10 protein-coding genes and 6 pseudogenes are annotated in these 15,351 nt (G+C 35.1%); 5 read left to right on the top strand and 11 right to left on the bottom strand.

Annotation, left to right across the window (positions count from 1 at the left end; all coding sequences use genetic code 11):
* Positions 1-105: 105 nt before the first annotated feature.
* From AAGD74_RS04605 to AAGD74_RS04575, 7 genes and pseudogenes are all read right to left on the bottom strand, one after another.
* Positions 106-477, bottom strand: coding sequence for a protein-disulfide reductase DsbD domain-containing protein (locus AAGD74_RS04605; protein WP_341810773.1), 372 nt, complete (start codon positions 475-477; stop codon positions 106-108).
* 82 nt (positions 478-559) lie between these two features.
* A protein-coding gene (locus AAGD74_RS04600) for an IS630 family transposase (protein ID WP_265029767.1) occupies positions 560-1,571 on the bottom strand; the annotation gives its coding sequence in 2 pieces (ribosomal slippage) (positions 560-1,108 and positions 1,110-1,571; 1,011 coding nt in all).
* 448 nt (positions 1,572-2,019) lie between these two features.
* Positions 2,020-2,208 carry a hypothetical protein gene (locus tag AAGD74_RS04595; protein WP_341810560.1) on the bottom strand — a complete coding sequence of 63 codons (189 nt, stop codon included), beginning with the start codon at positions 2,206-2,208 and terminating at the stop codon, positions 2,020-2,022.
* Positions 2,201-3,033 (bottom strand): annotated as a pseudogene (locus AAGD74_RS04590) (IS5 family transposase). The gene AAGD74_RS04595 and the pseudogene AAGD74_RS04590 overlap by 8 nt, the downstream one beginning before the upstream one ends.
* A 58-nt stretch (positions 3,034-3,091) precedes the next feature.
* Positions 3,092-3,427 (bottom strand): hypothetical protein, encoded by a 336-nt coding sequence (locus tag AAGD74_RS04585; RefSeq protein ID WP_341810559.1) that lies wholly within the window; start codon positions 3,425-3,427, stop codon positions 3,092-3,094.
* Positions 3,428-3,549: 122 nt separating this feature from the next.
* The gene (locus AAGD74_RS04580; protein WP_338482297.1) at positions 3,550-3,879 is read right to left on the bottom strand and encodes a transposase; all 330 of its coding nucleotides are present in this window, start codon (positions 3,877-3,879) and stop codon (positions 3,550-3,552) included.
* A gap of 585 nt (positions 3,880-4,464) precedes the next feature.
* A complete protein-coding gene (locus AAGD74_RS04575; protein WP_341810558.1) occupies positions 4,465-5,679 on the bottom strand; it encodes a hypothetical protein in 1,215 nt (404 codons plus the stop codon).
* Between the two features lie 80 nt (positions 5,680-5,759).
* Here AAGD74_RS04575 and AAGD74_RS04570 point away from each other — a divergent pair.
* Positions 5,760-6,704: pseudogene (locus AAGD74_RS04570) on the top strand (IS481 family transposase); the annotation flags it as partial.
* Between the two features lie 360 nt (positions 6,705-7,064).
* Here AAGD74_RS04570 and AAGD74_RS04565 read toward each other — a convergent pair.
* The 3 genes from AAGD74_RS04565 to AAGD74_RS04555 all read right to left on the bottom strand — a co-directional run bounded on the left by AAGD74_RS04565 (position 7,065) and on the right by AAGD74_RS04555 (position 12,113).
* A complete protein-coding gene (locus AAGD74_RS04565) occupies positions 7,065-8,486 on the bottom strand; it encodes a hypothetical protein (RefSeq protein WP_341810535.1) in 1,422 nt (473 codons plus the stop codon).
* A 66-nt stretch (positions 8,487-8,552) separates the two neighbouring features.
* On the bottom strand, positions 8,553-11,033 hold the full coding sequence (locus AAGD74_RS04560) for a valine--tRNA ligase (protein ID WP_236514798.1): 2,481 nt from the start codon (positions 11,031-11,033) through the stop codon (positions 8,553-8,555).
* A gap of 247 nt (positions 11,034-11,280) precedes the next feature.
* Positions 11,281-12,113 (bottom strand): IS5-like element ISWpi1 family transposase gene (locus AAGD74_RS04555; RefSeq protein ID WP_338482219.1). Its coding sequence is split into 2 segments (ribosomal slippage): positions 11,281-11,744 and positions 11,744-12,113, totalling 834 coding nucleotides; the frame shifts between segments, so codons are not numbered across the junction.
* A gap of 144 nt (positions 12,114-12,257) precedes the next feature.
* On the opposite strand from AAGD74_RS04555, the pseudogene AAGD74_RS04550 reads away from it, so the two are divergent.
* Positions 12,258-12,422 (top strand): annotated as a pseudogene (locus AAGD74_RS04550) (IS630 family transposase); the annotation flags it as partial.
* Positions 12,423-12,502: 80 nt separating this feature from the next.
* A pseudogene (locus AAGD74_RS04545) lies at positions 12,503-13,012 on the top strand (DUF6444 domain-containing protein); the annotation flags it as partial.
* 63 nt (positions 13,013-13,075) lie between these two features.
* Here the strand turns inward: AAGD74_RS04545 and tnpA are convergent.
* On the bottom strand, positions 13,076-13,513 hold the full coding sequence (gene tnpA, locus AAGD74_RS04540; RefSeq protein WP_265024376.1) for an IS200/IS605 family transposase: 438 nt from the start codon (positions 13,511-13,513) through the stop codon (positions 13,076-13,078).
* An 85-nt stretch (positions 13,514-13,598) separates the two neighbouring features.
* On the opposite strand from tnpA, the pseudogene AAGD74_RS04535 reads away from it, so the two are divergent.
* Both AAGD74_RS04535 and AAGD74_RS04530 read left to right on the top strand, forming a co-directional pair.
* Positions 13,599-14,477 (top strand): annotated as a pseudogene (locus tag AAGD74_RS04535) (IS66-like element ISWen3 family transposase); the annotation flags it as partial.
* Between the two features lie 21 nt (positions 14,478-14,498).
* Positions 14,499-15,351: pseudogene (locus tag AAGD74_RS04530) on the top strand (IS630 family transposase); the annotation flags it as partial.

Below are 15,351 nucleotides of genomic sequence, written 5' to 3'. Positions count from 1 at the left end.
CATTATGTTTATATACTTGTAGGCCCAAGTTCCTCACATAGTGAACAAAAAAGTAAATGAGATTCCAGTGTCACGCGCTGGAATGACACCTACCCCATGAGAACTCTATTTTTCATACCACTCATTTATAAGTTTATTGATATCAGAATCTATAAAATCCTTTAATGGTTGCCTGATTTTTATCTCAACATTTTTAGGGATGCACCTATCTTTACATATCGCATAATTTATATGGAAGTTAAGGTCAATATACCCTTGATTTAAAAATATATTCATCTTAAAGGGAAATAATACCATATCCTCATATACGTTACTTACAAACGTCTCTCTCCCTACTTTATCTTTATGTTCCTTTGGAATAGGCCAGTGAATATTTATATCTGATGCATTACCTTTGTAACTAATAGACGTGGGAAGGCCAAAATCTCCAGGATCTTTATAATATATGTGCCAGCCTGGTTCTACTGTAACCTTTATTGCACCTTTAAGAGTGAAGCTTGCTTCATTTATCTCGCCAATAAGTAAATCAAATTTTGCAATTTCCTCGTCATACCAATTCTCATTGTTGTCCAGTCAAATAGGAAACATTGCAGAGTTGTTTAATTGTGGAGCTGGCAAGAGAAGTAATAAATTTGCACAAAGCACCCTCAAGTAGAGCAATTGTATCGTATATTTTATTGCGCAAAATGTTCTGTTTTATATATAACCAAAGCCTCTCAACAGGATTTAGCTCAGGTGAGTATGGAGGTAGGTATATAATGTCGATATTTTTAGGTACCTTTAAATTTTTTGACCTATGCCAACTAGCACAGTCCATAACGAGAAAAGCCTCTCGTGTTTCTAGATATTGCGAAATTTGCTCAAGAAATATGTTCATGCAATCAGTGTTGACATTTGGTGCAAATAAGCTAGAACTCTCTCCATTTCTAGGATTAACTGCACTATAGAGATAGAAATTTTGCCTACCTAATTTTGTTTTAACCTGTGTTCTAATCCCCTTTTTAAACCACCCATGTCCAACTTTTGAATGTGTGCCAAACCGTGATTCATCAAAGAAAAATAGCTCTTTTTCTGGATACTTGCTAATAGCTCCATTGAGATTTTTTTTTGAATTCCTCTTGTTTGCTTTTATCTTGTCCATTATGAACTGGTCTTGGTGTAATATATGAGAATTTCATCTTTTGCATATGGCGGTGTACTGTAGATTTGCTGATATTTAATCCGAACTTTTCCTGGATTCTTATTCTCATTTCTTTAATGGTGATATTAGGATTTTCTTCTATCCACTCTTCAATTTGCTGTAGTTGAGCCTGATTTAATTTAGTTTTTCTACGACGTTGTGAAGGAGCAAACAGTTTTTCTTCTCTGCCAATTTTCAAGAGTTTTACCCACGAAGTTAGTGCGCTTCTTGAAATGCAATATATTTTTGCTACAGCCGTTATACTGTACTTTTTTGCTGCAATTACAGCATTTAGTTTTTTTGAAACATATGCATTATTCCTTACTTTCTTCAGCATTTCTTTTGCTGATTCTACTACTTTTTCATCCAATAATTTTGATCTTAATGCCATTTAAACCTCGCTATTTTACTTACTTCAGTATGGCTTTTCTTCCATCATTGTCCATCTGTTTGCCCTGTAATGGGAATTGGTATCAGCATATAGTTGAGCGCAAGAAAAAAATAAAAATAATATTAAATATATATATATTTTCATTAAGGTAAATTTCTCCTTTTATAGAGAAAGTGATTTAGATTTTAATTATTACATTTAATAGCATTATATAGATTATTTATTAATATAGCATTATGCTATAGCTAAACTGACTTACAACAATCTAAAAAACAACAAATTCGTCATTCCGCTACTTGTTAGCGGAATCTATGCCGAGATACCGCGAATGAATCCACAACTGTACGAACATTGTGATTTTGGCCCATAAGGAGGGTGTCATCCCAGTGCTTGACACTGGGATGGCTTTGTTGCATCACACTTTATGAGATGGTGATTTATGGTAAATTCATATAACTATCTCAAATTTAGCCATACCAATATCAGTGAATTTATTAAGCAAATAGCATTTGATTAGCAGTTCTTTTTCTCGATTTATCTCAGATTTATTCCTAAAACTAAATCCGAATATTTGCTTTAATCTTGAGAAAAACCCTTCAATATAAGAGGTTGTCCGGAAACTAGTAAATTCAAGCATATTCCCTCTTTAACATAACCCTACTCATAGCTAGGTATATGAAATTCTCAGTGGATGTTGTGAGTAAATCATACTCCTTCGATAGCCTTCTATTCCTATTAACCCAAGCAAAAGTCCTTTCTACAACCCATCTTCTTGGCTGTACTTTAAACCCTTGTTCTCTTGTTGGTAGTAGCTCAGGTGGCGTATCTTTGTGCACCCAAAATCTACATGGAGGCCTTGTAACAATTTCAATATCTATGTCATATTCTTCCTTTATGTGATTCTTTAAATTTCTTCCTTGGTATCCCATGTCAGCCCACATTTTTTTAACTTTAGTATATTTTGTTCTCATATTGTTTAATGCTATTTTAATACCATCTCTATCATTTTCGTTAGCAGCGCCTACGTAACAACCTAGTATAAAACCCTGAGTGTCTGTAATTATATGCCTTTTTCTACCCTTTACTTTTTTACTTCCATCATAGCCTTTGATCCCCCCTTTTCTGTAGTCTTTACAGATTGACTATCTACTATACAGGCACTCGGCTGCTCATTCCTTCCTATTTTTCTTCTACTATATTTTGTAATTTCATAATTCATTTTCTCAAAAATTCCCTGCTTCTTCCATTGCCTGAACTGCTCATACACAGTCTTCCATAGCGGAAAATCATTTGGTAAATACCGCCATTGACACCCTGTACGCAATACATAGAAAATTGCTTCTAATATTTCTCTTTTGCTATACTTTGGCGGCCTTCCTCCTTTCTTGTATGATACTCTGAAGTGTTTTTCTATTCTTGCCCATTCCCTTTCGCTTAGATCTGTTGGATACTTTTTTCTCATCCTTACCCCGTACTAAAATTTCAGATATTATAGCCTTTTACTTGTTTCCGGACAACCTCTAAGATCTTTTCCCATAATTTACTTCTTTTTTCCATTCTTTCATGCCATCTTCACCGTATAATTTTATTAACCTAATAGCAGCATTCCTGTCAGACATATAATCTATTTCTGGATGTTCTGCCGCATTGTTTATTGGTGGAATTTTTGTCTTTATATCATATTCGTTACACAACTTATAAAACTTGTGCCTATCACATGCTCTATCTGCATATAGTGCTTTTATGGCATGCTGAAAATCAACTTCTTTTAGCAAATCACAAGCTCCATAGTGATCAGAGTAGACACCGTTACTGTATTTTACAGCTATGGCTTTTTTGTTGTTTATATTCAACATTACGTGCAATTTTCTCGTTTGCTCATAGCCACGATATTTTCTGTCAGTGCTATTTTCCTTGCTGTGTGTTGTTGTATATACTAATTCCTGTACTGTCTATAGCAATTTCGATATCTTCCATATTATTTTCTGCAATCATTTATCTTAATATTAAGTTTCTTAAACCTTCTTGATGCTTGTGAATAGCTGATAACTGCCAAATCTCTTCCTATTTGTTGCAAATACCCTTTTATAAACCCGACTGTTTGTCTTAAACCAATTCTAAAGAAACTGACGATTATATGCACCAAAATCACAACTTTATCACTATAAATATAGTTGCCGCCCTGCATTTTTGGACAATTCTCGTACCAATTTTCTATGGCGTCATTGGTATAACAAAAAATGCTTCCTCTTTCTTGGAGAAATTTGTTATATTCATGGCAGTTACTGACTCTCATTTTTTGTGGCATATTTTTTCTTCAACAGTTAAATGGCTATTTATAATGAATTTTGTCAGTAACTGCCAGTTCTTTTCACTTGAGCGATGCAACAAAGCCCACTGGGATCCAGAAAAATTGATTGTGCACTATACAACATTTTCGATTAAAAGCTGGATTCCAGTGGGCTTTGTTGCATCGCTACTTATGAAAGGCTAACTATAATTAGGATTATAAGCAACTTATTGAAAATCTTGTTTTTTTTGCAATCAATCTGATCAAATTTAAGAATAGTAACTTGTTATTTATATTAATAAATTTAATTCTATTGAAAATAGCTAAAGCATTGAAATTCTTGAATTTTAGCCGGATTAGTGAGTGGTAGTGAAATTTCTTTTACTCAAATTTAGGTATTCACTGACCGTTCTTGTTATAAATACCAGAATAATAAGCTACTGATATTCTCCACCTTTTTTATCTTTAATCCATCATAGCTAGCGATGCAACAAAGCCATTCCAGTGTCAAGCACTGGAATGACATCACAGGGGCACTGGAATTTTTGTTTCAATATTTGTACACTAGCCATGCATCTGAACAGATACTGTAAATTAGCTATATTACATTAGCCCATCAGATGAGTTGTAATGGTTATAATTGTCTGATAAGTGATCTCTAACATCGTGACCTAACTCATTGGCATCAGGCTTAACTTCGTGATCTAACTCATTAGCATCGAGCTTAAACAAAGAAGGATTATCATCAGATTGTTGATTAGACTCTTTCTCTTTCGACCCAAATAACCATGAAAAGAGTGATGAGATAGAATCAATAATGGATTTAATTGCTGAAAAAATATTGGATAAGAAATTACTGGGTTGCTGAGTGTCTTGCTGGCTACTTTTTTCTTCTTCTACATTACTTTGTTCTACTTCATTTGATTTTTCCACATCTTGTTCAGGTTTACTTCTGCTTATAAATGTCTTATCTAGCTGTTTGAATATATTTTTGTCGGAGTTTTGAAAATACATTCGACTTATCTCCTTATTTTCATCAATGTAAATCACTAAAGTTGTATTATCGTTCCCCAATCCATCACATTCACTAACGAGCGATTCATGAGAGTTCTTAATGTCTTTGATAAATTGAAATTTTTCTTCTTCTGAAAAGTCCTTGCATCTTACGTTATAAGTGGTGCCTTTGTATTTAAAACTAAATATCCATCCACGGTCTTCATATTCATCTAGTCCAGAATTCTTGACACGTTGTATAATTTGAAATTTCTCTGCTTCTGAAAGATCCTTGAGGTATATACTACTAGTTGTATCTTTATATTTAAATTTAAACATCGATCCACGATCTTCATATTCATCTAGTCCAGAATTCTTGACACGTTGTATAATTTGAAATTTCTCTGCTTCTGAAAGATCTTTGCGGTATATACTACCAGTTGTGTCCTTATATTTAAATTGAAACATCCATCCACGGTCTTTATATTCATCTACACCCATCTGCTTGCAAATAGCTTTATAATTTTTTTCTTCTACCTCAAGTCCAATTGCATTTGCCATCAGCTGACTATTTTTATAGTCCAATTCTCTTACTTTTGTTGGGGAAAACTTGAATTGAAATACGTGACCAAATTCATGGGCTAAAACGTTGTCCGTATAAGCGTTTTTATAGAGCAATACGCTTTCTCCATTTGTCATCCCACCAGAAATATTGAGCGAAGATTGATTCCATGAAAACCCAGGAACCAAAGTGCCATATCCCTTATAATCATATTTATTATTAAAAACATAGGTATGCACAGTCACTTGAGTATCACTATCCATACAAAACTTTGTTTTATATGCCTCAGATGTATGGTCCCAGAGAGTGATGGTATACTATCATCATCATTTAAGGAGTCATTATGGGACAGATATTACATGGGTGCGCCAAAACAACACAGACGATTCGTAGAGCAATACAAAATAGAAAAGAGAGCATAGCAAAACTCTCCAAGCATTATAACCTTAATCCAAAAACTATTATTAAGTGGAGAAAACGTTCATTTACGAAAGATGCTGATATGGGTCCAAAGCATCCAAGATCAACTGTTTTAACGCTAGAAGAGGAAGCTATAATAGTTACATTTCGCAAGTATACACTACTGCCACTAGATGATTGCCTTTACGCTCTGCAGTCTACAATTCCGCATTTGACTCGCTCTAGCTTGCATCGTTGTTTACAAAGACACAACATTAGCAGATTACCAACTGTTGATGGAGAAGTTAAGTCAAAAAAGAAATTCAAACAATATCCTATCGGTTACTTTCATATTGATATTGCTGAAGTTAGAACTGAGGAGGGCAAATTACATTTGTTTGTTGCTATTGATAGGACATCCAAATTTACCTATGTTGAGTTGTGTAACAGTGCTACAAAACCCATAGCTGCTGAGTTCTTACGTAATTTGATTAGAATTTTACCGTATAAAATCCATACTATTTTGACAGATAACGGTATACAATTTACAAACCAGAAGCGTCATAAGTATGCTTTCCAACATATATTTGATAGAGTTTGCGAAGAGAATGTTATTGAACATCGTTTGACAAAAGTTAGCCATCCTTGGACGAATGGGCAAGTCGAGCGTATGAATAAAACTTTAAAGGATGCTACAGTTAAGAAGTATTACTATCAATCGCACCAGCAACTTAAAGAACACCTTTATAACTTTGTTATGGCTTATAATTATGCAAAGAGACTCAAAACTCTTAAGGGTCTTACTCCTTATGAATTTATATGTTATCAGTGGACACAGTCTCCAGAATTATTTATACTAAATCCACACCATCACACTCTGGGACCATACATCTTACTAATTATTTTATACGAAAGTGCAAGCACCAAAATAGATAATGTAGCTAAAGCAAGAATTAGAGGAAGAGGCACATTAGAAGTTACAATAAGCGCTAAAGATGTAAGTAACGTAAGAGTAGCTAAGGAACTAGCTACAAAATAAAATGCATTAGCCTCACTAAGCAAATTGCTCATTACTCCCCTCCCACCACGGACAAAACTCCAGCAGTCTTGTATATATTTATTAAAATTCTCTTATCTGTGGAGGAATTATAGTGCTGCACCTACAACAAACTTTCCTTTTTCAGCCTGCTAGCTAAAAAATGACTTAGACCTTGTGTATCGAGTGTACCATTGTACTTATAATGTCTAGTTAGCTATTGATCGGGGTAGAACATATACTGGTATATCTAGAATCACGTGAAGCATCATTCAGCTTTTTACATGGCGATCTTATTGGAGTGGATATATAAGGTGGTTTTGGTTTCGGGAACTGTTTATTAACAGACTCATTTTCACCTATTCCTTCAAGTTCTGATAAATGTTCACTGCTTATATCTGAAGAAATGGAATGACTTTGCTCGTCTTCCTGCTCAATTACTGCTTGCAGACGTTTAACTTTTCTTTTCAAATCAGAATTACGTATTCTTAATTTACTGCATTCGTCATCCAAATCTTTTTCGCTACTTTTCAACTGACTGTTATTATCGCGCAACTTTTCATTAAGTTTTTTTAACTCTCTGATCTTATCAAGATTTTTAGTTTTTTCCTCTTCTAATTCCTTGCATAGTTTTTCTTTTCGTTCTAAATCTTTAGCTAGCTGGATCGTTTCTTGCACTTTTTTACTTAACTTTTCTTTCAATCGTATTTCTCTTTTTACTACTTCCCCTAATTCAGATTTTAAACAAGAAGTTTTGTCTTTTTCTAACTGCACTGCTAATTCTCCTACTTTTTTCCTTCTCTTTTCTAAACATGTTTCCAATTCTGTTATTCTTTCTTTTAATAAAAGAGCTAAAATTCCTTCATATTTTAATTCATCTAACTGCCTTTTTAAGGAATCTATTTCTTTTTGAGGTTGAGATAATTCCTCCATTAAAGAATCCACTCTTTCATTCAATCTTACATTTTCATCATGTAACTCTTGGTATTCAAGAGAAAGCATCTCCTCCTTATGTTTTAACTGACCTTTTACTTTTGCACTCAATTCTGTATTTTCATCGTGTAAATCTTTGTTCTTATTATTAAGGGCACCTATCTTACCCTCTAATTCTCGGATTTGATTACCTTTATTATTTAACTCTTTTGTAGCATCATCTAATTTTTGCTGTGCATCATCTTGTTGTTTCTTTAACTGCTCTATTTCCTTATTTAACCCTGCAATTTCGCTTTCCAAATCTTGCTTTTCTCGAGTTAATTGATCTTTTAATTCCTTCACTTCTTTATTTACAGCTTCTTTAGCTTTTTCTCCCAGAGCTATTTTACTTTCTAACTCTTGTACCCTACTCTCTGATTGTTGTTTTACGCTTTCTAACTCTTGCTCTTTTTCAGCAAATTTATTTTTCTCAACCTCTATTTTCTTATTATTACTAATTATTTTACATGAAAGTACAAGCACCAGAACAGAAAGTATAGACAAACTCAAAGCAACAGGAAGAGCTACATTAAAGGCTGCAACTGAAGACAAGAACTTAACATAAGGGGCAACAGCAAGTGTCCCAGACGCAAGCAATACCAAAGTAGCAAGAGCACCAGCTATAAGATAAGGTGGATTGGCTTTATTATATAAATCCCCCATTATTATTCCTTCATACTAATAATGATTACAATAGCATGGATATTAAAGGAAGTAAAGCTATAAAAATCAGTATAAGTCTATATTCACTATGTATTTTCCGTCTTCAGTTTCAAGCTCAGACTGCATCCACTCTATCGTTTCCGCATTGCAAACTGCCTGCAAATCATCCTGTGCAGATTGATTCAATTTATCCTCTCGTAGATCTGCTTTTATCATCAACTTTTTTATCAGATGCTTAACTGATACATTATTATCTGCCTTTATCTTTCTGATAATGTTTAATATCTGAATAACATTATCTCCCATTTCCTCTGAATATTTATCGTAGATAAGTTCTTCTTTGCTCGGCCAATTACTTTGATTGTGTACAGAATTATAACTATACAACTGGTGGTATATCTCTTCTGTAATGTAAGGCAAGAAAGGTGCAAATAACCGCAAAATAATATTCAGTACATATGCCAAACTTTGCTTTGCACTTAAGTTTGTTTCGCTGTCTACTTTATCTCCATATGCGCGCTTTTTTGCTAGTTCCAAGTAGTTATCACAAAAATCCTTCCAAAAAAATTCTTCTACTGCACTCAAAGCTTCGCAGTATTCAAACTGTAATAGGTTGTTCGTTGCTCTTTCTATAACTTTGTATAACTTAGACAATATCCACTTATCCATTGTCTCGTGAGCAGAATTTATGCTCATCACTTGATGCTTTTCCATGAACATGGAAACGAACTTGCTAGCGTTCCAAAGTTTTGTAACGAGGCGCTTGCCAATTTTGAATGTATTTTCAGAGTAGACTGTATCAACTCCAAGCCTTGAGTTCGCTGCCCAATAGCGCACTACATCAGCTCCATAAGTTTCAAGTATTACATGAGGAGTGATGATGTTACCCTTTGATTTACTCATCTTTTTCTTATCATCGGTTAAACACCAACCGCTGATCATAATGTTTTTCCAAGGTAAAGAATTTGCATGATAATGTGCCTTTAAAATAGTATAAAAAGCCCAAGTTCTGATTATCTCATGGCTCTGGCTGCGCAGATCTGCAGGAAATATCGTATCATAGCGATGATTTGGTAAACTAAACTCACTGTTTACTGCCAGTGCACTCAGTTGAGGAGTAATTGAACTTGTGGCCCAAGTATCCATTACATCTTGATCTGGGATAATCTCTTCTTTGCTATACCCTTTTGGCAAATCTTTGAGTGGATCAATAGGTAGGGCCTTTACTTCAGCTAGAATAATTTTACCTTCTTCTCCCTTACGTTTAGAATACCACGCTGGAAATGGCACACCAAAATAGCGCTGCCTTGAGATGCACCAGTCCCAATTTAGCCCTTCTATCCACACTTCCATACGTTTACGCATAGTAGCTGGATGCCAATTGCATTCTTTTACTTTATCTAATACTTGAGCTTTTTGCTCTAAGGTCTTGATAAACCATTGATAAGTAGGTAATATCTCAAGTGGTGCACCAGATCTTTCTGCGCACTTAACAGAATGAGAAATGTTAGTGCTTTCTATCAAAAGTCCTTTTCCACTCGAGATTTCAATCATCCTCTTTCTTGCTGCTGTAACTTTCAATCCATTTATTTCATCGTAGATTCCAGTGTCAGCTACTTTCATGACGCCGGGGTGTGGTGGAATGACATCATCTAGGTTCATCCTCCCATCCTGATCGATGATAATTTTCATCGGCAGGTTATGCTTTTGCTGCCAATATATGTCGAGTTCATCACCGAATGTACAACACATAACAAGCCCGGTGCCTTTATCTATTTTAACCTTATCATCTGCTATTATTGGAACTTTCTCCTCTGTTATTGGCACTACCGCTGTTTTTCCGATCAGATGAGTGTAGCGCGTATCCTCTGGATGACAAAAAACTGCAACGCATGCTGGAAGTAGTTCAGGTCGCGTAGTTGCAATATTGATCTGCTCATTTTCTTGAGTAGAGAAAACTATCGTGTTTAAGGATGACTCAAAAACTTTATCTTCTATTTCTGCTTGCGCAATTGCTGTTTTATCAACCGGGTCCCAAAGGATAGGCTGCATTTTTCTATATGCATATCCCTTGTTATATAGATCAATAAACGACATCTGTGAAAGCGTCACAGTTTCCTTGCTGATCGTGTGATATTCCAAATCCCAGTCATAACTAATGCCGACCGATTTAAATAGTTCCTTGAATTCTTGCTTTGATTTTTCAATAACCTCATGGCACATCTCTATAAATTTTTCTCTGCCAACTTCTTTTGCACGGGTTTTATAGGTTTGTTCAACCAATCTTTCAGTGGGAAGCCCATTATCATCAAACCCAATTGGATAAAACACATCTTTTCCCAGCATGCGCTGAAACCTTGCAATAAAGTCTGTATGGCAATAGCTGAATATATGGCCAATATGGAGTTTTCCCGATATTGTCGGTGGAGGCGTGTCTATAGTGAAAGTGTTATCCTTTTCACCATTCCATTTATAAACTTTACTGCCTTCCCATAATATGTTGCATTTGTCTTCAATTTCTTTAAAGCCGTATTTTTCTTTTAACATAAATATTTCTCAATTTTAAACCTTAAGCTAGCAACGTCATACCGCGATTCATTCGCGGTATAGATCCCGCTAACAAGCAGCGGGATGACGATGGTCGGTAAACCTAAATTACTTTAGCTATAGCACAATTAAGCAAATACGGCAATTTTACGCCAAAATTTTTTGTTTACGAACATAAATTTTCTATGCTATGATAAAAATATTACTTGACCTTAGGTTCTAAGAGGTTGTCCGGAAACAAGTAAATTCAAGCATATTCCCTCTTTAACATAACCCTACTCATAGCTAGGTATATGAAATTCTCAGTGGATGTTGTGAGTAAATCATACTCCTTCGATAGCCTTCTATTCCTATTAACCCAAGCAAAAGTCCTTTCTACAACCCATCTTCTTGGCTGTACTTTAAACCCTTGTTCTCTTGTTGGTAGTAGCTCAGGTGGCGTATCTTTGTGCACCCAAAATCTACATGGAGGCCTTGTAACAATTTCAATATCTATGTCATATTCTTCCTTTGTGTGATTCTTTAAATTTCTTCCTTGGTATCCCATGTCAGCCCACATTTTTTTAACTTTAGTATATTTTGTTCTCATATTGTTTAATGCTATTTTAATACCATCTCTATCATTTTCGTTAGCAGCGCCTACGTAACAACCTAGTATAAAACCCTGAGTGTCTGTAATTATATGCCTTTTTCTACCCTTTACTTTTTTACTTCCATCATAGCCTTTGATCCCCCCTTTTCTGTAGTCTTTACAGATTGACTATCTACTATACAGGCACTCGGCTGCTCATTCCTTCCTATTTTTCTTCTACTATATTTTGTAATTTCATAATTCATTTTCTCAAAAATTCCCTGCTTCTTCCATTGCCTGAACTGCTCATACACAGTCTTCCATAGCGGAAAATCATTTGGTAAATACCGCCATTGACACCCTGTACGCAATACATAGAAAATTGCTTCTAATATTTCTCTTTTGCTATACTTTGGCGGCCTTCCTCCTTTCTTGTATGATACTCTGAAGTGTTTTTCTATTCTTGCCCATTCCCTTTCGCTTAGATCTGTTGGATACTTTTTTCTCATCTTTACCCCGTACTAAAATTTCAGATATTATAGCCTTTTACTTGTTTCCGGACAACCTCTAATACCAATTCCCATTACAGGGCAAACAGATGGACAATGATGGAAGAAAAGCCATACTGAAGTAAGTAAAATAGCGAGGTTTAAATGGCATTAAGATCAAAATTATTGGATGAAAAAGTAGTAGAATCAGCAAAAGAAATGCTGAAGAAAGTAAGGAATAATGCATATGTTTCAAAAAAACTAAATGCTGTAATTGCAGCAAAAAAGTACAGTATAACGGCTGTAGCAAAAATATATTGCATTTCAAGAAGGTATCCGTTCAGCGGAGTGGCAGAATAAGGTAGACAAGGTGATCTAAGAAGATAATCATAGAGCAAAAGTGAAGTAATATGGTAAACCTTTTAGAACTTTGCAAAAATTTACAGCAAAAAATAGAAAGGTTAGAAGCAAAAATAGAAAGATTGGAAAAAGAGAATGAAAGTTTAAAAGCAGAAAATAAGGCTTTAAAGATAGAAAATGCTGAGTTAAGAGAAAGACTCGGTTTAAGCTCAAAAAATTCATCAATACCAAGTTCCAAAGAGTTGTATAAAATAAAAAAGAATAAGCCGAAAAGCGAAAGGAATATTGGCGGTCAGGTTGGTCATAAAGGAAGTTTTCGCGCCAACATGGATGCAGATAAAGTAGTAAAGATAGAGTTGCCTAATACTTGCGAATGCGGAGGAGAAATTGCAATATGTGAAAAACCATATATTCATCAGAAAGTTGATCTTCCAGAAATCAAGCCTTATGTAGTGGAATATCAGTTAGAACATGGCCGTTGTCGGAGATGCGGAAAGAGAAGAAGTAGCAAGTTACCGGAAGGTGTTACGCCAGATACATTTGGTCCAAGGGTTAACTCAACCACTATCGGCTGAGAGCCGAAAGGTTCGATATAGCGCTGGAAGCGCGGTGAGAAGCTAAAGCTACTCCAATCTTATACTAGATATAGAATGAGGCTGATGTGCATCTGTATGTTTATTGATGTACTCATTAATGACTTCATCTGTGATATGTCCGCTGGTAGCACTAAAGTATCCTCTTCCCCAAAAACGCTTTCCCCAGTACATTTTATTTAGCTCTGGAAATTCTTGTTGAATTTTGCGTGAAGACCTGCCTTTGGCTCTTTGAACAAAATCACTCACAGCTATATGAGGAGGTATTACTACGAATAAATGTAAATGATCTGATGATATTACTCCGTTTTCTATCTTAATCCCCATTTCTTCAGATACTTCTGCTATGATTGTTCGTATTCTCTCCTTCATAGCCTTAGTTAATACTCTGTACCGATATTTTGTAATCCAGACTATATGGTACCTATGATAAAATACAGTGTGTTTTCCTTTGTCATATTCCGTCATAACTATACTTTATAAAGTACAGTTATGACATTGACAAACTAAAGTTTCTCCACCTAGAAGGTGGAGGCTTGTACCATCTTATGGAAAGTCAATAATTGCAGCGTTCAGCGGATTCTACAAAAATTCAAAACGCGAAATAGCGAGTGTCGTAAATGATATCTTCAATTTGAACATAAGCGTCGGTAGCATATCAAATAGTGAACATAGAGTTGCTTCAAAATGCAAAAAAATGTATGAGCAGATCGAACAAGAGATAAGTAGGAGTAAAGTTCTACATATTGATGAAACGAGCCATTATAACAAAGGTAAACTCGCTTGGTGTTGGATGTTTGCAAGCAATACGGCAAGTTTTGTAAAATTTACAGAGTCAAGAGGAATGAAAGTTTTACAAAATAGTAAATTCTGCAATCGCAATAGCTTGGTAATAACTGACAGGTATGCAGCATACAATTATTTTGCCGATAAAAACAGGCAAATCTGTTGGGCACATTTATCAAGAGATTTTGAAAGATTAGCACATAGTTGGAATATTGAAGTTAAAGTTCTGGGTTGTTACTTGAGAAACGTGGCCACTGAATTATTTGCACTAAAAAAAGCTTTACTAAAAAGTGAGATAGATGTTTTGAGGTTTGTCAGACGTGCCAGAAAATTAAGAAAACGTACAAAGTATTACTTGAAGGAGATATCTCGTTTACCTGAAGCAATTGGAGCCTCTCGAGTTGCAAAAAATGTTCTGAGATCTGAAAGAATGATGTGGAAATTTTTAGATGACCCAGAAAATATTCCGCTGACAAATAACCACGCTGAACGGCAAATTCGGCATTATGTCGTTTATCGCAAAAACTCATATTTTACACAATCAAAGCGGGGAAATACATTCCTTGAGCGGATAATTTCATTATACTTAACTTGGAAACAAAGGGGTCTCAATCCTTTCCAAAATCTCCTATCTATTGTTTCTTAAACCACTCTCCTGAACGGATACTCAAGAAGCGCACTAACTTCGTGGGTAAAACTCTTGAAAATTGGCAGAGAAGAAAAACTGTTTGCTCCTTCACAACGTCGTAGAAAAACTAAATTAAATCAGGCTCAACTACAGCAAATTGAAGAGTGGATAGAAGAAAATCCTAATATCACCATTAAAGAAATGAGAATAAGAATCCAGGAAAAGTTCGGATTAAATATCAGCAAATCTACAGTACACCGCCATATGCAAAAGATGAAATTCTCATATATTACACCAAGACCAGTTCATAATGGACAAGATAAAAGCAAACAAGAGGAATTCAAAAAAAAATCTCAATGGAGCTATTAGCAAGTATCCAGAAAAAGAGCTATTTTTCTTTGATGAATCACGGTTTGGCACACATTCAAAAGTTGGACATGGGTGGTTTAAAAAGGGGATTAGAACACAGGTTAAAACAAAATTAGGTAGGCAAAATTTCTATCTCTATAGTGCAGTTAATCCTAGAAATGGAGAGAGTTCTAGCTTATTTGCACCAAATGTCAACACTGATTGCATGAACATATTTCTTGAGCAAATTTCGCAATATCTAGAAACACGAGAGGCTTTTCTCGTTATGGACTGTGCTAGTTGGCATAGGTCAAAAAATTTAAAGGTACCTAAAAATATCGACATTATATACCTACCTCCATACTCACCTGAGCTAAATCCTGTTGAGAGGCTTTGGTTATATATAAAACAGAACATTTTGCGCAATAAAATATACGATACAATTGCTCTACTTGAGGGTGCTTTGTGCAAATTTATTACTTCTCTTGCCAGCTCCACAATTAAACAACTCTGCAATGTTTCCTATTTGACTGGACAACAATGA

The organism is Wolbachia endosymbiont (group A) of Campoletis raptor (genome assembly GCF_964026755.1).
Classification (GTDB): Bacteria; Pseudomonadota; Alphaproteobacteria; order Rickettsiales; family Anaplasmataceae; genus Wolbachia; species Wolbachia pipientis.
Note: the sequence above shows the minus strand (reverse complement) of the source record. Positions and strands in the feature narration are given on the sequence as shown.